Consider the following 21,315-nt stretch of genomic DNA (forward strand, 5'->3'; position numbering starts at 1 on the left):
ATGACTAAGTGGTTAGCTTTTTGCGTTGACGATATTGACGGCGCTTTTATCTTTCAGACTCGCCTGACCAGCAGTAACCACCTGATCGCCCTCAGCCAAACCTTCGATTACTTCCAGGAAGGCATCTGACTCATAACCGGTTTTTACCGTTTTGCGGCTGACTTTGCCATCATTCACCACAAAGACTGAGCTGGTGTTGTCCATCGCTAACACGGCACGTTTTGGTACCAGCAAGGCATCGGCTTTAGCGTCATACTGCAGTTCAACCTGGGCGAACATGCCCGCTTTTAACACTAAATCATTGTTATCAATACCGATTGTTACCCGAGCTGTACCTGACGTCGCGTCAACCACCGGTGAAATCCGCACTATTTGCGCCTGATGTTGTGGCATGCCAGCAAAATTCAGATAAGCAGTCTGGCCAACTTTGGCGCGTTGTAATTGATGTTCCGGTAAGTTGATCACAGCTTCCAGACGTTGTTGTGACACCACGTGGAACAAAGCTTTTGATGAATATTCGGTGATCAGCTGACCGACTTTGACATAACGGCGGGCGATCACGCCAGATATCGGGGCGCGGATTTCGGTATCGCGCAATGAAAGTTCCTGCATCTCGACAGCGGCGGTCATCGATTCTAACTGCCATTTTAATTTGTCATAGACATCAGCGCTTACAAGTTTGCGCTGATACATTTTTTCCATCCGGTCCATTTCGCTTTTCAGCTGACCTAACTCGGCTTTACCTTGCGCCAGTTGGATCCGTTGGCGTTCAGTGTCTAAAGTTGCCAGGACTTGACCTGCTTCTACATGATCCCCCTCTTCCACCAGAACGGTTTTCACCAGACCGGTCGCTTTACTGTTCACTTCAGCATCGGCTTTAGCTTCTAACGTCGAGGTGGTGCGGTAAGTACTGCTAATGGCGCCGCGGCTTACTTTGCTGGCTTCAACCGGAATGCTAACCACCACATCTTTTTTCTCAGTGTCCGGGCTGCCAGAAGCAGATTCACAGCCTGACAGCAACAGAACTGATGCAAGTAACGACACACTGATGGCACTGGCTAATTTTGATGGGGTTTTCATAAACATTTCCTTGGCTTTAAGAGCAATTTTAAACTTCACTGTGACCGATATAGCATCTGGCATGCCATGCTTGAATAGCATTATTTTATTCTTTTAAATCATTAAGATAAATCAATTCACCACGCCTAGAGTGCAACAAGATATTTCAGAGCATTAGCGAAAATCACTATCTATTAGTGATTTAGCTCAACACCCGGCACGACAGTTCACATATTTCACGAGTTTTAGAGCATGTACTCTAAGTAAAACAGGCTCTATACTGCGCCGCCACAGGTCTGACCACGAACTATAACCAAGATCTGTGACCAATTTTTATCAACCCTCAGGAAGAACTATGTTTAAACCATCGTCTATTGCAGTGGCGATTGCCTGTTTGCTGCACACCGGCCTGGCGCATGCCGAAGGCTACAAACTTTATGAACAATCGGTCAGTAGTATGGGCAATGCTTATGCCGGCCGTGGCGCGCAAATCAGCGATGCCAGTCTGGTCTACTCAAACCCGGCTGCGCTTAGTCAGCTCAAAGGACCACAATGGTCTGGCGGCCTGAATATCATTGACGCAGATACCCAATACCGCGATGTTGCCGCTGCCAATGCCAACGGCACCTCTGTGATTGGTCGCAGCTCAGGTAAAAATAGTTTAATTGAAGCGGTACCTTTTGCGTTTTTTGCTGATGAACTGAATAACGACATCCACTACGGCTTCGGCTTTTATGTGCCTTTTGGCTTGTCCAGCGACTATGACAATGACTGGGCCGGCCGCTATTTCGCCGACGAAACGGCGATTCAGGTGCTGGCACTACAAGGCTCAGTGTCGTATGAATTGACACCACAATGGTCAGTTGGTTTAGGTCTGAATCTGAATCATGCTGAAGGCACCTTATCCAAATACAAAGATCACAATGGATTGTGCGAAACCGGTAGCAAAATTAACGCTATTTATCAGCGGGATGTCTACAATGCGGCTTATTGTGACAGCCATTATGAAGTGTCAGGTGACGATGTCGCCGCAGGTTACAGTTTAGGCTTGCACGGTCAGCCGCTATCTGGCCTGAAAGTGGCCATCGTTTACCACTCAGAGCTGAAATTCCAACTACGGGGTGATTCGGTCATCACCAATACCCCAATCACCGGTGCCAATGTTGCTGGCTCACCAAATTTTATTGTGGTTGCTCCGCAACTACCTGCCATCGACAAAGCAACCGGCAAACTGGCAGCACAACCGAAGCTTGTTGAAGCCAGCAGGTTGGCTTTAACGACGCCGGCCAATATGATACTGAGTCTGGATCAGCAACTTACCACCGACTGGTCCTGGCAAGCCAGTGTCAACTGGACCGGCTGGAGCGCTTTTAAAAATATTGAAATTGTCAGTGACGATGCCAATCCATCGCTGTCACTTTCGACCAGCCAACCGCAAAATCTGGCTAAGCCGGGCTACATTGGTTACATCCCGGAATACTGGCGCGATAGTTGGTCAACAGCGCTTGGTTTGACCTGGCAATACCAACCGGATCTAAGCCTAAAAACCGGTGTCGCTTTTGACGAAAATCCGATCTCACAAAGTCACAAAACAGCCAGGGTTCCGACTGCTGACCGTTTGTGGTGGACCATCGGCGCCAACTGGACAATCGACAGCCACTGGACATTGGATCTTGCCTACGGTTACATGTGGATGAGTGCTTTAACAATTGACGAGCATGAGTTTAATGCCAATGATCAACGCATTTATAAATCGCAGTTGCAGGCATCTTTTAAAAACCATGCCCAGGTATTGGGCATGCAGCTGAATTACCGCTATTAAAATTTGCCTGACACTTTAGATAACAATTGTGAGTATTACTGTGTGATACGAACAAAAGCAGCGATGGTTGTTGTGGCAACACAACAACCATCTGTTGGTAATTAGCGTGCTTCTACCGTCAGATCGCCGCTAACTGTGGACATATCAATACTGCCATCGCCACTACCAGTGCTGAATTCCAGGCTACGGCGCGGGCCATATTTGGCTTTGTCAGCTTTTTGTGATGTCAGTTTATTGTCGATATCACCACCGGCGCTGGCCTCCAGCTTAAACCGCGCGCTCAGTTTTGGTTCCAGTTTTAACTTGGCCGAACCACTGACCGTGCTGGTGTTGATGCGAGGAGTCAGACTACCTTTTAAGTCGGCAGTAATTTCACCGTTCACCGCACTGAAATCCAGTCGCTCAGTGCCTTCCAGTTTCAGATCGGCTTCACCGTTCACGACTGACACATCAATTTCCGTCGCTTTGCTTTGCAGCTTAATTTCTCCATTCACCGATTCTGCCGACAGACGGCCACTGGAGCCTTGATCATCAATTTCGCCGTTGACAGTATTCAATTTGATCCGGCCAGAGTTATCAATGCTGTCGATTTCACCATTCACTGTTTCCAGGCTGATGTCATTTTTTAACTGTTTGCCGACAATGGTACCGTTAACTGTGGTCAGTTTGCTGCCGCCCTCCACACCACTGGCCGTGACATTGGCATTTACACCGCTAAATTCAATCTGACTGCCGACCGGCACCTCAATCTGCAACATCGAGCCTTCTTTATCATTGCTGTCGTGCCAGTTGCTGTAGGTACTTTGCGGCATTTTCACTTCAAAACGGGTAAAGCCATCTTTAGAAATCAGCTCAAAGCCTTCAGCTTTCTCATCAAGTTTGCCTTTGACACTAAACACATTTTTGCTAACGGCCTTAATTTCGACATTGCCGCGCATGTTTTCGATGTATATTTTTTCGTTGGCCCGAACATCACGCTGTTCGTTAATTTGTTCAGCGGCAAGCGCTGGCTGCGCCAAGCAGATAGCACTAATTAATAACAGCGCAATACGATTAGGGGCAAATGTTTTCATGGTAGCTCTTTTGATAATAGTCATAGTAATTCTCCTGATTAGGTCTGATCCGCAAGGACCACTTTTTGTAAATAAGCCAATTCTTGTTGCTGCAACTGGGAAAGTTGTCGTAGTAATCCGGGTTCATCCGGTTGATATTGCAGTGCCAGTAGCACGAGATCTGTCGCCTGCCGCCAAATTTTCAGTTGTTGTTTCCAGTCCTGATAAACTTCCGGAACTTGTCTGATCTGTGACAGTTGCAAAGCCCGTTGTTGTTCGTAATCGTTGCTCAGCCGCCACTGCGTTTCACTCGAAGCCCGGACCCGACCCGCAACATGTGCTTGCTGGTAGCCGCCTACGGTAACAGGTGCTGTCGTGGTAGAGCTTCCGGAAAACTCGCCATTATTTTCAGCAAGTTGTTGGGTATAAACATCATTATTGGCAAGCTGTTGTTCGGTTCCAAACTGCTGCCAAGGTGCCCATACGGTGAAAAGTACCGCTGCTGCAGCTGCCAGCCACCAGCCCGTCTGAACTTTGGTTGACGGCGGAGCTACCTCAACCGGCATTTGTTGTGGCGTCTGTGCCAGTCTGGCGGCTAGTTCCGGCCATAAATCACGTGGCGGCTCTATGCTGTCCGGCAATTGTGCCAGGCGCTGTTGTAAATCCTGTTCAGTTTTCATCTAACCAACCTCTTAATAGCTGACGAGCACGATGATATTGTGCTTTGCTGGTGCCCTCGGCAATTTGCAGCATTTCGGCAATTTCCTGATGCAGATAGCCTTCAAGCGCAAACAACACGAACACAGCTCTGGCCTGGTCCGGTAAGCGCAAGATGGCCTGCTCCAGTTGCGGATCGGCATGATCAAGCTCAAAAGCAATGTCCGGCACCTCGACGTCCAGGTTTAACCTCGACACTTTGTTTTTGCGAAACAAATCCACTGCCGAGCGACTGGCTATGGTATGCAACCAGGTCGAAAACGCACTGTCGCCACGAAAACCAGGTAACTGCTGCCAGACTCTGACAAAAGCTTCCTGGCAGGCATCTTCAGCTTGTGCTCTATCGGCGAGCAATCGTAAGCAAACTGCAAAAACGCGTCCTTTAAAATGATGATATATCAGATAAAAACTTTTCTGATCACCATTTTTAGCCTGCTGTATCCAGCCTTCGAGCTGATCCTGCATTCGATGTAAACTTCCGGATTTGTAACTGATTTGAAAGGTTTGTCGTACACCATAGCGGCATGGTTTAAAGGCCGCAAAAAAAAACTGCAGAAATTTGATTAAAAATTTTAGACATAAAAAAACCGGCTGAATTCAGCCGGTTAAAAACAAGACAAGCAGGGTATCGCAGGAATGTTACCTTTCACTTCAATCCGTGTCTGGTAAAGCTATTATCCAAAATGTCTGTGACAGTTGTGACACCAGACGATGACAGTTTTAAGACAGGTCGCTGTTTAGCAACAGCCCTCCGCTATCCAACAGCAATCACAGCTTTAAATCGCAATTGGCGCTTTGATTGCCGGATGCGACTGATAATTCTGCAATTCGAAATCGGTAAACTTAAAACCGAAAATGTCGGTAACCGCCGGATTGATCTTCATCGTTGGCAATGGATAAGGCTCACGGCTGAGTTGCAGCTCAACTTGTTTCAAATGATTCAGATACAAATGCGCATCACCAAAAGTATGCACAAAATCGCCCGGCTCTAATTCACAAACTTGCGCCACCATCATCGTGAGCAATGCATAACTGGCGATGTTGAACGGCACGCCCAACAAAATGTCGGCACTGCGTTGATACAACTGGCAAGACAATTTGCCGTCATTAACGTAAAACTGGAATAAAGTATGACAAGGTGGCAACGCCTGACGACCCGCAGCGGCATTGTCTTTCGGTGACAATCGGGTATCAGGCAACACCGCCGGATTCCAGCCACTGACGATCAGCCGACGTGAATCCGGTGTACGTTTGATATCGGCAATTAATTGGCTGATTTGGTCAATCACCTGGCCGTCCGGCGTTTGCCAGCTGCGCCACTGCGCGCCATAGACCGGGCCTAATTCACCGCTGTCGGTGGCCCATTCATCCCAAATCGACACACCGTTTTCTTTAAGATAAGCGATATTGGTATCGCCTTGCAAAAACCACAATAGCTCATGAATGATTGATTTTAAATGACATTTTTTAGTGGTCACCAGTGGAAAACCCTGGCTTAAATCAAAACGCATCTGATAACCAAACACGCTGATGGTGCCGGTGCCGGTACGATCGGTTTTCTGGTGTCCTTCGGCCAACACATGGCGCATTAAATCTAAATACTGTTTCATATCGCAGCTCCACGTGAGCGACGCAGATATCCCCAAATCATTAAGCCTACACCGGCAAAAATCATCGGCAGGCATAACCACTGCCCCATCGACATGCCAAGCGATAACACGCCAAGGTGCGCATCCGGCTCGCGGTAAAACTCCACAATAAAGCGGAAACAGCCATAACCTGCCAGGAATAATCCAGCGACATTACCGGCCGGCGGTTGCTTCGAGCGATACCACAACAACATCAAAAACAGCACTAAACCTTCCAGCACAAACTCATAAAGCTGTGATGGATGGCGTGGTAACGGGCCGGCTCCCGGGAACAATACCGCCCAAGGCACATCGGTCGGACGCCCCCAAAGTTCAGCGTTAATAAAATTACCAATCCGACCAGCGCCTAAACCAAGTGGCAGCAACATCACTACAAAATCACCCAGTTGTAGATAGTTTTTCTGGGTACGCCAGGCGAAATATACCATCGCCGTCATTACACCCAGCACACCGCCATGGAACGACATACCGCCTTCCCAGATCCGAAACAGATACAGTGGGTCGTCTAAAAATAGGCCAAATTGGTAAAACAACACATAACCAATACGGCCGCCCAGCACCACACCGAGAAAGCCGAAAAACATTAAGTCGCTGACCTGATCACGGGTCCAGCCAGAATTTGGTTTATCGGCAGCACGATTGGCAATGAGATTTGCCATCAGAAAGGCGATCAGATACATCAGGCCATACCAACGTACGCTCAGCGGGCCGAGGCTGAAAATAACCGGATCAATTTGTGGGAATACGATATAGCTGGAAGACATGCACTACCCTTGTGTCGATGGATGAATGATTGCGGTCGCAGGATAACACTGGCGCAGACATTTTCAAGCGGCAAAACCACGATAAAGTAACGGCCAAATATTACAGTTGCAATGAAACCAACTCAGGCCCGCAGTTGATTCAGCAATTGTTTTTGGTCGAGGAAACGTTGCACTTGCAGCCGGACTTGTTTTGGCGACTGACAGGCCAGAATTTCCGGTAACAATAATTTAAGTTCAGATAAATCAATCCGGCGCAGCAACCATTTGATTTTTGCCAGGTTGCGATGGTTCATACTAAAACGGTTAAAACCCATTGCTGCCAGGATCAACACGCCGATCGGTTCGCCAGCCAGTTCTCCACAGATACTGGTCGGGAATTGCAGCCCATGGGTTTGTTGTCCTAATTGATGTAAGGCACGTAATACCGATGGGTGCAGCGCATCGTATAAATTGCCAACTCTTGGATTGTTGCGATCCACCGCCAGCAAATACTGGGTTAAATCATTGGTGCCAACCGAGCAAAAATCGACCTTGCGCGCGAGTTCCGGCAGTTGATACATAATCGAAGGAACTTCAATCATCACCCCGACTTTGGGTTTGGGTACCACATGCTGATGATTGACTTCATCATCCACTTCGAACCAGGCTTGTTTAATCAGCCGCAGCGATTCATCGACTTCGGCTAAATCGGAAATCATCGGCAATAAAATATGCAAATTGCCATTGCCGATATTTGATTTGAGCATGGCACGAATTTGCACCAGGAAAATTTCCGGATGATCCAGCGTTAAGCGAATACCGCGCCAGCCTAAAAATGGGTTTTCTTCAGAAATCGGGAAATATGGCAAAGGTTTATCACCTCCAACATCCAGAGTACGCATCACCACCGGTTTATCCGGATAACCATTCAGCACTTTGCGATACAGTTCGACCTGCTCTTGTTCAGTTGGAAAACGGCTGCGGATAATAAAAGGAAATTCAGTCCGGTATAAACCTACTCCATCGGTAAATTCCGATTGGGTGGTTTCAAGCTCAATGGCAAGCCCGGAGTTCACCATCAGATTAAAGCGGGCGCCACAGGCACTTTGCCCCGGTAAATGTAGTTCCGCCTGATAACGGGCATTCAGCTCGGCGTCTTTACTCATTAATTGCCGGTATTCATGACAAATGGCGTCGGCTGGCGACACCAGAATATTGCCTTGATAACCATCGACAATCAGTTGCTGGCCTTGCCATTGCATTAATGGCAGTTCGTCGACACCCATGACGGCCGGAATACCCAAGGCCCGCGCCATAATGGCAGCATGCGAATTGACTGAGCCTTTCAGCGATACAATAGCCACCAGCTGTGCCCGCGGAATTTCCGCCAACATGGTCGCAGTGACGTTTTCGGCCACCAGTACCACGTGTTCCGGCAATTTATGATGACGCTGTTCGGTTTCGAGTAAATGATTGAGAACCCGCTGGCCTAAATCACGGATATCGGTACCGCGTTCACGCAGATAAGCATCGTCCATGTCGTCAAATTGGCGGGCAAACTTTTCCACTACCCGTTTTAGCGAACTTTTGGCACACCAGCCTTCAGCAATTTGCGCTTCAATCTCGTTGCCCAAACTCGCGGCATCTAGTAGCTGATGGTAAACATCAAAAATCGCCAGCGCGTCAGGAGGTAAATGTCCTGACATCCGCTCGGCCAGCCGATTAAATTCGGCTTTAGTGACTTTTACTGCGCGGTAAAAGCGCGATAGTTCTTTTTCCGGATCGTCAGATTTTTGCAGGGAAATCGCATCAAAATCACTGGCCGGTTGCAGTACAAACCCCTGACCAATCGCAATGCCCGGCGCGCCGATTAAGCCTTGCAACTGCCCGACATGCACATGTTTTGGCGAGCTTTGACTGGCCAGTTCGCGCATTTCAGCATTCACCAGCACCGAGGCTAGCTGCACGCCTAAAGTGACTAAAAACGATTCTTCATCTTCACTAAATACCCGCGACGCCGATTGCTGAATGGTCAACACGCCTAGCACTTTACGGTGATGAATAATGGGGCAACCTAAAAATGCGGAGAAACAGTCTTCACTGACTTCGGGGGTCACTTTAAATCGGGGATGTAAATGAGCGGCAGCTAAGTTGATCGGTTCTTCACGTTGGCCGACCCAGCCAATCAGACCTTCGGAAAAGCCAATCGCCACTTTACCAATCGCGTCTTTATTCAGGCCATCGGTGGCCATCAACATGAATTGTTGTTGTTGGTAGTCGGCCAGATAAACCGAGCAGCACTCCGTTTGCAGCGCATTTTTAACGTTCGAGACCAAACCGGCTAAAGCATTAGCCAGTGATGGTTCTTGCGCAACGTCCTGTACAATACGCCTCAGCTGGCCCAGCATAACGACCCCTTGATGTCACAGGGTGAGCTACCTCACCCCATTACTTTTTTTAACTTCACGACGAATAAACGGCAAAGCGACCGGGGCAAACTCTTTCATTACTTTACGGTAAACTTCCCGTTTAAAAGCAACGACCTGACGCACTGGATACCAATAACTGACCCAACGCCAGTCATCAAATTCCGGATGTGTAGTTTTTAGCAGATTAACATCTTCGTCCTTGCAGGTCAGACGCAATAAAAACCATTTTTGCTTCTGACCAATACATACCGGGTTTGAATCGCGACGAATTAACCGTTTCGGTAGTTTATATCTCAGCCAATGTTTGGTGACTGCCACTATTTCTACATCAGCGGGCGATAAACCTACTTCTTCATTTAATTCGCGATACATGGCTTGCTCCGGTGATTCACCGTCGTCTATGCCACCCTGCGGGTACTGCCAGGAATGTTGTCCATATCTGCGAGCCCAAAACACCTGTCCCTGGTGATTACAAATCACTATGCCGACATTGGCCCGAAAACCTTCGGCATCGATCACACTAACCTCTAGCTAATTTACAGCAGCTTGTGAAAAGATTCTTTCACAAAGTCGCTGCCACGGCAAACGGTATTTGGCGATGGGTTTACAAAAGTTATCCACAGTTCAGTAAACATACAGCCACCCATTGTGCACTTCTACACAGGAGTTGTAGATAAATCTGTGCACATCCTTGTTCTTATCCATGAATAACTTTTGAAAGAGTGGCCGGTTGCCACAGTGAATTATAAATTTATAGATGAATATCATTGAGTTAGGTAGATCACACCTTCATTGCAGTTGCTTGCACACTGTGCATAAGTTGGATTGCCGATAAAATAACCAGTCAAAGTCCAAAAAAAATGTTAGTTTGCCGATAGTTATTGCATAGGTGCTGCCAATGATTTTGCCCCCGGTTGATGTTGCTGAATTAATGTACCGTGCCCGGCAATTAGCGGGCCTGACGCTTGGCGAATTAGCCGCCAAGCTAGAGTTGTCATTGCCCCAGGATCTGAAACGCGATAAAGGTATGGTCGGACAAATGCTGGAGCAGGCGTTAGGCGCCAGCAGTGGTTCCAAAGCAGAGCCTGATTTTCCGCAACTGGGGATTGAACTCAAAACCCTGCCCATCGACAACGCCGGTAAACCGCTTGAAAGTACCTACGTTTGTGTAGCTGCACTGACTGATCTGAGCCTGCAACGCTGGCAAGACTCCTGGGTTTATCGCAAGTTACAACAGGTGCTTTGGGTGCCGGTGTGGGCGGAGCGCAGTTTGCCATTGGCTGAACGGGTAATAGGTTCAGCTTTTTTGTGGCAGCCTGATCAACAACAACAACTATCACTGCAGCAAGACTGGGAAGAACTAATGGAGCTGATTGTGCTCGGCGGTATCGATCAGATCCGCGGTGCGCACGGTAAAGTGTTGCAACTCAGACCCAAAGCCGCCAACGCCAAAGCACTGACCGCAGCTGTTGGTAGCGACGGCCAGCCTATTCAGACCTTACCCCGTGGCTTTTATCTGAAAGCCAACTTCACGGCAGAGATCCTGCAACGGCAGTTTGGAACCTGATACGGTTATGGCTGACGCTGGCGGCGTTTTAAAAGATCGTTTTTAACAACCGCCAGCTTCAACCCAAGATCCACACTAGATAAACAACCAGTACTCAATGACCACAGCTACTGCTGGTAACGCGCCATAATAGCGTCGTATTCACCGTTCTGACGGATCGCAGCCATTGCAGCATTAAAGGCGCCGACTTTGCTGTCAGCTACCGTTGTTTTACTGAACATGACATACACATCGTTATCACCCAGCGTAATGCTGTGTGGGCTGACTGTTTTGTCCAGCCCTTTGCGTCTGAGCATGGATGCAGCAACAAACCTGTCTTCCAGCATACCGTCAATTTCTTCATCGATCAGTCGTGCCAGATTTAATTCGCTCAACGACGCTTCAACAAAATTGGTTTTGAGTTTGTCATCACTGTATAGCTGCGTAAACTCTTCACCGTAATAGTACTCGCTGACAATGCCAAGCTTTTTACCGGCGCTTAAAAAGTCGGTCATGGTATTTTGCGGTAGTTCTGCCACTTCGGCTGTACGAACAAAGAGTACAAACTGCTCTTTACGGTAGGGTTCTGAGAAAAATGCATATTCCTCACGGGCCGCCGTTTTCGAAGCACCGAGCAACATATCAACTTCTCCCGCTTTTAACCCGGCAATCAGATCAACCCAAGTGCCTTGTTGGGGGGTAATTTCACAATTCATTTTGGTGGCAACTGCTTGTACCAGTTCGATATCAAGACCCGCTGGTTTTTGATCCATACCTACATATTGGTAGGGTTCCCATGCTTCAAAGCCGAGTTTTAACACACAGGCTTGTGCCACAGGTTCAGTGGTCGTGGCCGCAGGTTGCGCGGTTGGAGCTGGAGCGGTTTCTGTGACCGGGGGAGTCGCTGCATCAGCAGGAGCTGACGGGGTTACAGGCGCTGGCTTACAACCAATTTGTAATAAAACCAGCGTGATGCACGAGAGGAGGGTTAGAATTTTCATATGCTGCCTCTTGGTTTAGTCTATCCAAAGCAAGCTTAGTGCATATTTTCCAAATTAGTATTGTGCCGGATCGGGTTGTTGTTTCAAATTGCTTCAACCAGTTGCCAGACCTGCTCCACAACTTGCTGCTGAGCTTCACTACGCTGATACCAAAGGCCTTGTTCCAGACGCCATTCGTAATGTTGCTGCTTCTGTGTCTCTGCCACAGCCGATAGTTCCACCGATTCTGAATAGCGATTTTTCACCAGTTCAAAAGTGCCGGCAGCAGCTTGTAACAATTCACCGGTCGTGGTTTTACTGACAAAACTGAAGTGCTGATTCGCAACTACTTTAATCGACTGTAACTGGGTTGAGTCCTTTTCCGACAATAACTTACCGTCAAGTGTCAGTATCCGGGTTGACACTAATCGCCAGGTCCCGTCCAGCACAGAACTTACTGGCTGATATTTTTTGTCATTGTTGGTTAAAGCCAACCCATAAAACAGACTTGAACAAATCAACATCAAGCCTAATAAAAATCCAGAGTAATAATTCATCGCCAACTTTCCTATCTGGCTGCTTTACATCGCACTTGATACTAGCGACATTGCCAAAGACCTACCAGTGAAAAATCAACTGAAAAACCGAAATATCAAGTTTCTATCAGGTTTTTTGGATCGGCAGATTTACCACATGCAGGCAGTTAACCTTCTGTAGCTAATTCTCTAAATTTTTATAATGTGGTGGCAACTTGACGTTGTTTCCCCGGCACTGAATAACGCAAAATGCGTTGCAGCACACTCAGGTACTGCCGGGCAAAACTGTTACTGTGGTATGGAATACCGTGTTTGTTGGCGATAGCTGCGACCTGTGGTGCTAGTTGTAAATAACGATAAGCCGGCAAGTCGGGAAACAGATGATGTTCAATCTGACAGCTTAAATGACCGGATAAAATATGGAACCAGCGCGGCCCGCTAAAATTCGATGAGCCCAGCATTTGCCGGTAATACCAATGGCCACGGCTTTCGTTGTCACAAACTTCGGGCTTAAAAATATGCACTTCAGCAGTAAAATGGCCACAAAAGATGATGGTCGACGTCCACCAGTTGCGTAGTAAATTCGCCAGAAAATTACCAAACAACACCGGTAAAAACATCGGTCCCGCCAACAATGGAAACAGCAGATAATCTTTCAGCAACTGGCGGCCACCTTTGCCAAAAAAGGCTTTTTTAAGTTCAGCATCCGTGACTTGCGCCACCCGACCGGCTTTTTTCCGGCCGAAAAATACCCGCTCTGCCGCCATTTCATGGTACGACACGCCCCACTGAAACAGTGTACTGAGCATAAAATAGGTGACAATTTGCCAGCTATTTTGCAACCGCCAGCGAAAATCATCACTCAGTCGCAGCAATCCATACCCAAAATCGCGGTCTTTTCCGATGACATTGGTATAGGTGTGATGTTCAAAATTGTGGGTGCGTTGCCAGGATTTAGCATCACAGGCGATATCCCACTCAAAATTGCGGGAATTCAGGTACGGATGATTCATAAAATCATACTGACCATGCAATACATTGTGGCCAATTTCCATATTGTCGAGAATTTTCGCCAGCGCCAACAGCAGTACCCCCAGCCCCCACCACCAGGCCGACCAAAAACCGGCCACCATCAACAATCGACCGCTGATCGCAGCCAGCCGCTGGATCTGCAGCATTCGGAGCAAATAATGACTATCGGCACTGCCCACTTCAGCACGAGTTTTATGGGCGAGCGCATCTAAATCGGCTGCCAGCGCGCTGGCCTGTGTTTCGCTAAAATGCCCGTCAGTTGCAAGCGAGCCAACTTGCTCCGCTGCTACCGCATTTTCTACTGCTGTTTGTTGCCTTTGATCTTGCTGCTTATATTGCTGTTGTTGATCGTTCATTCTGCTTATTCCGAGATTAAATTCTGCACATTTTTAGCGGCTCGCCTGTGGTCATTGCGACCGCTAGAAAGCACGTTCAAACCAAGCTCAGTTCCACGGCAGACAGCGGCTGACTGATACATAACTGAATTTGGCCTGGCCCGGCATCCGAAGTCTCGCCAGTGACCAGATTACGCACCAAGCCCTGACTTTTCTGGCAAAGACACTGCATGCAAATACCGCGTCGACAGCCATAAGCCGGATCCAGACCCGCCGCTTCCAGGCTTTGTAATAAACTGCCCTCGCCGCTTTGAACGGTCAGTCTTTGTGCGGCCAAAGTCACAGTAATGTGATGCGGTCTTCGATCGCCATTCGCTGAAGGCACAGCACCTAAGCCAAAGGATTCCTGGTTGATGTTCGACGCCGGAACAGGCAATAACGCCAACTGTTGCTGCCAGCACTGGCTAAAAGAGGCCGGCCCGCAAAGATAAACCTGACTAGCCGGTTGGTGCAGCAACCAAGCTGTCACTTCAGCGACTGTGACGCGACCGCGACTTTGGGTATCAATGAGCTGCACCTTTAACAGTGGAAATTTTTGCTGTAACTCACGCCAACTAGCAGCAAATAGCAACTGATCAGCACCGCGATAGCTGTAAATGAGCAGCAGTGGCTGAGTCAGCCGGGAGATGGACGTTAACATGGCATGGATGGGCGTAATGCCTGAGCCAGCGGCTAGTAGCAACGCCGGCTGGTGTTGGGAAAGCGTAAAAGCGCCCCGTGCAGCGCTTAGGTGTAGCGACAGCTTTGGTGCTGAACCTGTAACTGGCACCGGTTGCATCGGCGGCTGCAACAATTGCTGCAACTGGTTGCTGATTACGCCCTGTGGCTGCTGCTGAATGGTCAGTGTGATCAGTCCCTGTTGCAAAAACAGCTGCAGCGACGAGCTGATACTAAAAGTACGACTGACGGCACGGCCATCAATTTCCAGCACCAGCTGCAGATGTTGCCCTGGAATAAAACCTTGCCAACGATGACCAGGTCGCAACGTCAGATGCAGGAAGTTGCCTTGTTGCTGTAACTTCAGCAGTTTCGCGTGGCTTAAATGCGCCCGAAATGTGGGTCGCACGAACCGGATCAGAGGCTCAAGATAACTAAGCAGCGATGGTTGCACCAATGCCACTTGGCAACACCAACGCCAGCATTGTTGCAACAACGCTGCGGCGGTGACGGATTTCTTGGTGATCTGTTGGTTTAACCGCTTGGGTTGCGGGGTAGAAAATAACGTCATGTGGTTGCACCTGAAAACTTCAGCGCACAGTTGTACTCTATTTTATTTTTATATTCCAGTGAATATTTTTAAACCTAGCTTATTAATAAGCTTATGTTTAGCGAGCTTAGGTGCATCTACCTGAGATGCATCAGATATTTTTCATAAAATAAATTTCTAAAAAGATTACAGTTGTGCGCTGGCATGGCCGTCATTGAGATTTACAGGAAAATGTAAATATCCGGTAACTTCCCCCAACAACAATCTGGTTATCTATATAAAAATCAATGCTATATTATGATTGCGTTGTGACATCAACCGGCACTGGCAACGCAGTGCCCTTATGCTCAGGAAGGATTCACCCATGTTGGCTGTTGTGGCATTTCTTACATTAAACCATCCGTTTTGGCAAAAATTACCACACTGGTGCAGCCAGTTACTTCTGGCAACGCTAATGAGCAGCCTAGTTAGCTTTGCGGCATCGGCCCAAACCGCCACCACCAGTCAGCTGCAAAACAGCAATATTCCCGGGCAAATTCCACCGGCATTACAACCCTGGCAGGCATGGGTGCTGGCAAAGCATCCGAATCATTCTTGTCCCTGGCTGGATGGCGAAGAGCAACAATGCTTATGGATTGGTCAGACTCGCATTGACGCCAGCCCCACCGGTGGCGAATTCAGCATCAATCTGCAGTTATTTCGACAAGGCTGGGTCACTTTGCCGGGTGATGTGCGGCATTGGCCGCAAGAAGTTGTAGCCCGCAATCGGATAGACGAAGCAAGCTCACCCGCTATTCGTGACCTCAATGGTGAACCGCAAATCTGGCTCACTGCCGGCAACTGGCGATTAACCGGGAAATTTCACTGGCAGCAAGCTCCGGAATATCTGCAGATCCCGACCCAAAGCGGCATATTGCAATTGCAGTGGCTGCAGCAAAAGGTCGCCCAACCGAAAAGACTCGGTCGCCAGGTCTGGTTACAACCTACCGACCAACAGAGTGCAGATTTGGCGCAGGACCAATTACAGATCCAGGTGTTTCGGTTACTCGAAGACCATATTCCGGCACGCCTCACTACCGTTCTCCAGCTCGATATCAGCGGTAATTCCCGTGAAATCGTATTATCCGGTGCCTTGTTACCCTCATTTCAGGCGTTGTCACTCAACAGCGAATTACCGGCTTTGCTCAATGCCGATGGTCAGTTGCGACTGCAATTGCAACCCGGGCGTTTTCAGGTTGAATTAGTCAGCCAAAGTTTTGCCCCCTTAGCTAGCCTGGCGTTGCCAGAGGCTAAAGCTCCATGGCCCGAAACGGAAATTCTGGCTTTTGTGGCAGCGCCTGAACTTCGCACCGTGCGGATCAGCGGCGCGCCAGCTCTCGACCCTAATCAAACGCAGGTACCACAGCACTGGCGGCAATATCCGTTGTATCAAATGACTGTCGGTAGCAGTCTCCAGCTGGAACAACAAAGCCGCGGTGCCACCCAAAGTCAGGATCAACTGCAATTGAATAAAACCGCCTGGCTTAATTTTAATGGCGATACGCTGACAGTCGCAGATACGCTGACCGGCGAGTTAGCCAGCAGCAGCCGCTTAGAGGTGATGGCACCTTATCAACTTGGCAGAGCCGAACTTGCCGGTGAGCCGCAGCTAATTACACAATTACCTCAACAACAACCTGGGGTTGAATTACGGCAAAACCCGCTACTATTGACCACAGTGAATACAGTGCCGTTGCCATCCGCACTGCCCGCTGCTTTACCGGTCAGCGGTTGGCAAGCCAGATTTTCGCAAGTAGAAATGCAGTTACAATTGCCACCCGGCTGGTCCTTATTTACTGCGACCGGTGCCGATGAAATTTACGGTGGTTACATCCAAAACTGGACCTTATGGGACATCTTTTTTGTGTTGCTGTTAGCCACTGCCTGCGGCCGAATGTTTGGCTGGCAACTGGCGCTATTAGCATTGAGTTGCATGTTGCTAATGTATCAACGTCCTGATGCGCCGCAGTGGTTGTGGCTGGTGTTGGTGTCGTTATTGGCGCTGCTGAAAATTGCTTCCGGCCGCGCCTTAAAATGGCTGCAACGGGCCAGCCAACTTTGCGCGGTGATGTTATTGCTGCTGTTATTGCCGTTTGCGATTGATCAAGTCCGGCTGGCAATTTACCCGCAATTGGAAAAACCATGGCACAGCATTCAATATCAGAACAGTTCAAACACCGACGAGCAACGTAGCGCAGCTTATGAACGTGCTGAGCGTCAGGCCTCCGCAAAAATGGCCGAACAACAGGTGGCAGCGGCACCGCCGGTGGCGAGTGTAGCTGGTGCCATGAGTTCGGTTGCCGTCAATGAATATCAGAAATTGAGCAAAAAATTAGCTGATCCCCTACCCACGCCATCCTTAGCGCAAGATCCAACAGCGCGGATCCAGACCGGCCCCGCCCGGCCGGATTGGCAATGGCAAACGGTTACGCTGCGCTGGCAAGGTCCGGTTCTGGCGGAAGAACAAACGCAATTGTATCTGGTACCGGCCTGGTTAAACCGACTCGGGTCGTTGGTGACCGTGCTGCTGACGTTGGCTTTTTGGTGGCTGTTAAGCCGTCAGTTATGGCGTGTTGACTGGAAGGTATTGGTACAAAAACCAGCGCCTGGCTCTGTGTCAGTATCGGTCATGGCATTGTTGCCGGCATTACTGTTACTGGGCGCAACCATCAGCCCTAGCCCGGCATTCGGTCAGAGTTTGCCGGATGCAGAGTTATTAGCCGAACTTGAACAACGTCTGCTCAAACGTCCCGCATGTCTGCCGGAGTGCAGCAGTATTTCGCAGCTGCATCTGAACGCCAACGATGATGAAATCACAGTGACGCTGACTTTGCATAGCCAGGAAGATACCGCCTGGCCGTTGCCGGTGGCTCTGAATCTAATCAGTCAAATCACCCTGGATCAATTTCCGGCCACTTTATACAGCAAGGACGAACAACATTGGTTGTTGTTGCCCAAAGGCCAGTATCAGCTGCAGCTGCAACTTCACGTGGCCAATATTTCGCAGTTAAATCTACAGTTTGCCCACCCCTGGCATCAACTAACCAGTCAACTACAGGGCTGGAGTCTGAGCCTCGATACGACCAATGCCGACGATCTGCCATCCTTATTGGAAAGCCGCAAGCAACTGCAATTGCAGCGCACCAGTAAAATTGCCACCCAACAACGGCTGGATCCGTCACAAAGTTCTATTGCACCAGTCGCAGTGCTGACCCGGCGTTTGCAACTTGGCTTGGAATGGCAGCTACATTCCACTTTAGAACGCCAAGGCCAGTCCAACGCCAGTTTGCAAATTGCGTTGCCACTGCTGCCAGGTGAGACACCAATCAGTAAACAAACGGTGCTGGATGGCAAAATTCAGCTGCAATTAGCGCCCGATCAATACTCGGTCAGCTGGGTATCGCGTCTGGCAAAAGCCGATCAACTGCAGCTGACAGCGCAACAACCGTCAGTACCACAACCACAATTAACCGAAGTGTGGCAACTGGCGGCAGGTCCGCAGTGGCATATCAGCAGCAGTGGCATTGCTGCCATCGCCGATGCCACAAGCCCGATGCCACAGCTGTGGCGGCCTTGGCCTGGCGAACAGTTGCAGTTACAGATCAGCCAGCCACCGGCCATTACCGGCGAAACCATCACCATTCACCGCGCGCTGCTTAGCCAACAGCAAGGAAAACGCAGTGCTGAACTGCGGTTGGTGTTGGATATCACGGCCAGCACAGCCCAAACTTACACTTTGCAACTTCCTGCTGCGGCAGAGGTTACTCAACTGCAGGCCGATAGCGACCTATTGCCGGCACCGGCATCCACATTATTACAATTGCCAATCCGGCCCGGTACCCAACAGCTGAGTATCAACTGGCAGCAACCAAGCGATTCGTTCTGGCAACATCAGACACCTGAGATCAATCTAGGTCAGGCCGCCGGTAATATTTATCTGCAATTGCAGTTGCCACCCGATCGCTGGTTGTGGGCAGTTAATGGACCTGCAATTGGTCCGGCGATTTTATTCTGGGGCATGTTATTGGTAGTGCTGGGGCTGGCGATAGTGTTAGCGCGCGTGATCGCGTCGCCATTAACCAAAAGGCATTGGCTATTATTGTTTGCCGGCATCAGTACCGTCAGTTTATGGATCCCGGTGTTAATTGCGTTGTGGCTGTTCAGTCTGAGCAAAAGAGGTCAGCTGCAACTGCCGTTGATGGGCGTGAAAGGTCGCCTGCAACAACTGAGTTTATTGCTGCTGTCGCTGACCGCTGTCGGCGCCTTGTTGCTGGCAATTCCTTATGGCTTGTTGTCACAACCGGACATGCATCTGACCGGTAACGGCTCCTATCTGCAAAACTTACAATGGTATCAGGATGCTGCAACCGGTGAATTGCCGGTCGCCACCAGTTGGTCACTGCCACTTTGGTGTTATCAGTTAGCGATGTTGTTGTGGTCGTTATGGCTGGCGACGGCATTAGTGCGTTGGTTGCCATGGGCCTGGCGTCAGTTAAGTGCCGGTGGTTTCTGGCCCGCACCAGCGAACTTGGTGACACCGGACATTAATACAGCAGTTGCTGATCAGGAAGTCGTTCAGCAGGATGTTGTTGACAAGGAAATTGTTGACCAGGAAGTTGTTGATCATAAAATTGCAAAAGACGATCTGACCGATAAAACGTAACCTCAAAAAATAGGGCCGCAATTGCGGCCCGTTTTTATTCAGTTGCGACGAACAGTTTAGTTTAAAGCAGCCACTGCCGCTTCATAAGACGGTTCATTCGCTGTTTCGGCGACTTGTTCGGTGTAAATTACTTTGCCTTGTTCATCCAGCACTACTACAGCGCGTGATAACAAACCAGTTAACGGGCCTGTAGCGAAAACTACACCGTAATCTTTGCCAAAAGTTGAACGGAAGCTGCTGCCGCTTAACACGTTCTCAAGGCCTTCAGCGCCACAAAAACGCGCCTGGGCAAAAGGCAAATCAGCAGAAATGTTCAGCACCGCAGTGTTGGTAAGGCTGCTTAACACCTGATTAAATTTACGCACTGAAGTTGCGCACGTTGGTGTGTCAACGCTTGGGAAAATGTTCAGCACCAGTCGTTTACCGGCAAAATCTGCCAGTTTCACATCAGCAAGACCTGCGCCAGTCAGCGTAAAATCCGGAGCCTTGCTGCCGATAGCCGGTAAATCGGCCAGTGTGGTAATTGGGTTGCCTTTTAAAGTAACAGTTGCCATCTTTTGCTCTCCTTGGTGTCAACCTATGGCTGACGGTTAATGTTCTGCAGATTATTAAAGTTCAGTGAATTAAAGCTCAGTGGATTAAAGTTCGCACCATGATTGATGCTGTCAGACATGGTGCCATCCTCCCGGCATTTCAACCCCTTTGACGCTAATAATTATTGCCAAAACCTTTTTTCGGACGACTTGGTTTTTCCTGCCGGGTGACCGCGATTTTAAATTCCGTCTCAGTTAAAGGTACTTTCACCGATTGCGCTGTAACGTCCTGATCTTGCCACGGATGCCAGAGTTTAAGCTGGTAATCAGCTGCCGGCAGTTCGGCGAACTTAGCAATGCCCTGCTCATCCGTCACGGCTAAAAATGGACTTTGTCCAACATAAACATAAGCTTGCATATAATCGTGAATATTGCAGCCGAGCGCGACAATACCTGGAGTATCAAACAGCACCGGCGCTTCGGGTTTACCCGCGTACAATTTTAGTTCAAACACTTTGGCCGGTGAAAAGGAATAAACATGATGGCGGGTTTTGTCCTGATTCGGAAAATCCACCGGTGTGCCAACCTGCACTGCCGAAACAAAAGGTCGGAAAGTGAGATCCTGCTGAGCCACCTCGGCAGTGACACTGCGAAAGGCTTTATTGGCCGGATCCAGTAATTCAACGACGGCGTCTGCCAGGGGCTGCCCCTGCTGATCGGTGATGCGAAGTTGCAGCGGAGCCGCCTGCAACGGCGTTATCGGTAATAACGTTGCACTAAGCAACAAGCCACAACTCAATAATTTCAACAACATAGCAGTCTGCCTACCTATCAATTGCATCAGTGATGTTCGAGTATAACAGGCGAATTCAGCCTGAATACCAGCAAGCACTGTTTTGTACCAACAAACAGA

General features: G+C 49.1%; 17 protein-coding genes. 3 read left to right on the forward strand and 14 right to left on the reverse strand.

The window, feature by feature from the left end; all coding sequences use genetic code 11:
- Positions 1-12 precede the first annotated feature (12 nt).
- Positions 13-1,080, reverse strand: coding sequence for an efflux RND transporter periplasmic adaptor subunit (locus A5320_RS15000; RefSeq protein ID WP_068066343.1), 1,068 nt, complete (start codon positions 1,078-1,080; stop codon positions 13-15).
- Between the two features lie 334 nt (positions 1,081-1,414).
- Here A5320_RS15000 and A5320_RS15005 point away from each other — a divergent pair, with 334 nt between their 5' ends.
- The gene (locus tag A5320_RS15005; RefSeq protein ID WP_068066346.1) at positions 1,415-2,881 is read left to right on the forward strand and encodes an OmpP1/FadL family transporter; all 1,467 of its coding nucleotides are present in this window, start codon (positions 1,415-1,417) and stop codon (positions 2,879-2,881) included.
- A gap of 101 nt (positions 2,882-2,982) precedes the next feature.
- Here A5320_RS15005 and A5320_RS15010 read toward each other — a convergent pair whose 3' ends face one another.
- The 7 genes from A5320_RS15010 to rppH form a co-directional block, all read right to left on the reverse strand.
- Positions 2,983-3,954 carry a DUF4097 family beta strand repeat-containing protein gene (locus tag A5320_RS15010; protein WP_231916743.1) on the reverse strand — a complete coding sequence of 324 codons (972 nt, stop codon included), beginning with the start codon at positions 3,952-3,954 and terminating at the stop codon, positions 2,983-2,985.
- A gap of 38 nt (positions 3,955-3,992) precedes the next feature.
- Positions 3,993-4,613: a hypothetical protein gene (locus tag A5320_RS15015; RefSeq protein WP_068066349.1), complete on the reverse strand. Its 621-nt coding sequence runs from the start codon at positions 4,611-4,613 to the stop codon at positions 3,993-3,995.
- Entirely contained in the window at positions 4,603-5,115 is a 513-nt protein-coding gene (locus A5320_RS15020; protein WP_068066352.1) for an RNA polymerase sigma factor, read from the reverse strand. The genes A5320_RS15015 and A5320_RS15020 overlap by 11 nt, the downstream gene beginning before the upstream one ends.
- Positions 5,116-5,426: 311 nt before the next feature.
- Entirely contained in the window at positions 5,427-6,260 is an 834-nt protein-coding gene (locus tag A5320_RS15025; RefSeq protein WP_068066355.1) for a thymidylate synthase, read from the reverse strand.
- Positions 6,257-7,063: a prolipoprotein diacylglyceryl transferase gene (gene lgt, locus A5320_RS15030; RefSeq protein ID WP_068066358.1), complete on the reverse strand. Its 807-nt coding sequence runs from the start codon at positions 7,061-7,063 to the stop codon at positions 6,257-6,259. Before lgt ends, A5320_RS15025 begins: the two co-directional genes overlap by 4 nt.
- 122 nt (positions 7,064-7,185) lie before the next feature.
- Positions 7,186-9,450, reverse strand: coding sequence for a phosphoenolpyruvate--protein phosphotransferase (gene ptsP, locus A5320_RS15035; protein ID WP_068066361.1), 2,265 nt, complete (start codon positions 9,448-9,450; stop codon positions 7,186-7,188).
- Between the two features lie 27 nt (positions 9,451-9,477).
- Positions 9,478-9,990: an RNA pyrophosphohydrolase gene (rppH, locus tag A5320_RS15040; RefSeq protein ID WP_068066364.1), complete on the reverse strand. Its 513-nt coding sequence runs from the start codon at positions 9,988-9,990 to the stop codon at positions 9,478-9,480.
- Positions 9,991-10,369: 379 nt separating this feature from the next.
- Here rppH and mutH point away from each other — a divergent pair, with 379 nt between their 5' ends.
- Positions 10,370-11,038: a DNA mismatch repair endonuclease MutH gene (mutH, locus tag A5320_RS15045; protein WP_068066366.1), complete on the forward strand. Its 669-nt coding sequence runs from the start codon at positions 10,370-10,372 to the stop codon at positions 11,036-11,038.
- Positions 11,039-11,145: 107 nt separating this feature from the next.
- On the opposite strand, the gene A5320_RS15050 is transcribed toward mutH, so the two are convergent.
- The 4 genes from A5320_RS15050 to A5320_RS15065 form a co-directional block, all read right to left on the reverse strand.
- A complete protein-coding gene (locus tag A5320_RS15050; RefSeq protein WP_068066368.1) occupies positions 11,146-12,018 on the reverse strand; it encodes a substrate-binding periplasmic protein in 873 nt (290 codons plus the stop codon).
- A gap of 83 nt (positions 12,019-12,101) precedes the next feature.
- Entirely contained in the window at positions 12,102-12,554 is a 453-nt protein-coding gene (locus A5320_RS15055) for a hypothetical protein (RefSeq protein WP_068066371.1), read from the reverse strand.
- 176 nt (positions 12,555-12,730) lie between these two features.
- Positions 12,731-13,921: a fatty acid desaturase family protein gene (locus A5320_RS15060; protein ID WP_082971795.1), complete on the reverse strand. Its 1,191-nt coding sequence runs from the start codon at positions 13,919-13,921 to the stop codon at positions 12,731-12,733.
- A gap of 76 nt (positions 13,922-13,997) precedes the next feature.
- The gene (locus A5320_RS15065; RefSeq protein WP_068066374.1) at positions 13,998-15,188 is read right to left on the reverse strand and encodes a flavin reductase family protein; all 1,191 of its coding nucleotides are present in this window, start codon (positions 15,186-15,188) and stop codon (positions 13,998-14,000) included.
- A 433-nt stretch (positions 15,189-15,621) separates the two neighbouring features.
- Here A5320_RS15065 and A5320_RS15070 point away from each other — a divergent pair, with 433 nt between their 5' ends.
- Positions 15,622-19,869 (forward strand): hypothetical protein, encoded by a 4,248-nt coding sequence (locus A5320_RS15070; protein ID WP_157605891.1) that lies wholly within the window; start codon positions 15,622-15,624, stop codon positions 19,867-19,869.
- A gap of 56 nt (positions 19,870-19,925) precedes the next feature.
- On the opposite strand, the gene tpx is transcribed toward A5320_RS15070, so the two are convergent.
- Together tpx and A5320_RS15080 are read right to left on the reverse strand one after the other, a co-directional pair.
- Positions 19,926-20,423 (reverse strand): thiol peroxidase, encoded by a 498-nt coding sequence (gene tpx, locus A5320_RS15075; protein WP_068066380.1) that lies wholly within the window; start codon positions 20,421-20,423, stop codon positions 19,926-19,928.
- A 154-nt stretch (positions 20,424-20,577) separates the two neighbouring features.
- Entirely contained in the window at positions 20,578-21,216 is a 639-nt protein-coding gene (locus tag A5320_RS15080) for a methylamine utilization protein (RefSeq protein WP_068066383.1), read from the reverse strand.
- Positions 21,217-21,315: the final 99 nt, after the last annotated feature.

Source organism: Rheinheimera sp. SA_1, from assembly GCF_001669775.1.
In the GTDB taxonomy this organism is placed as follows: domain Bacteria; phylum Pseudomonadota; class Gammaproteobacteria; order Enterobacterales; family Alteromonadaceae; genus Pararheinheimera.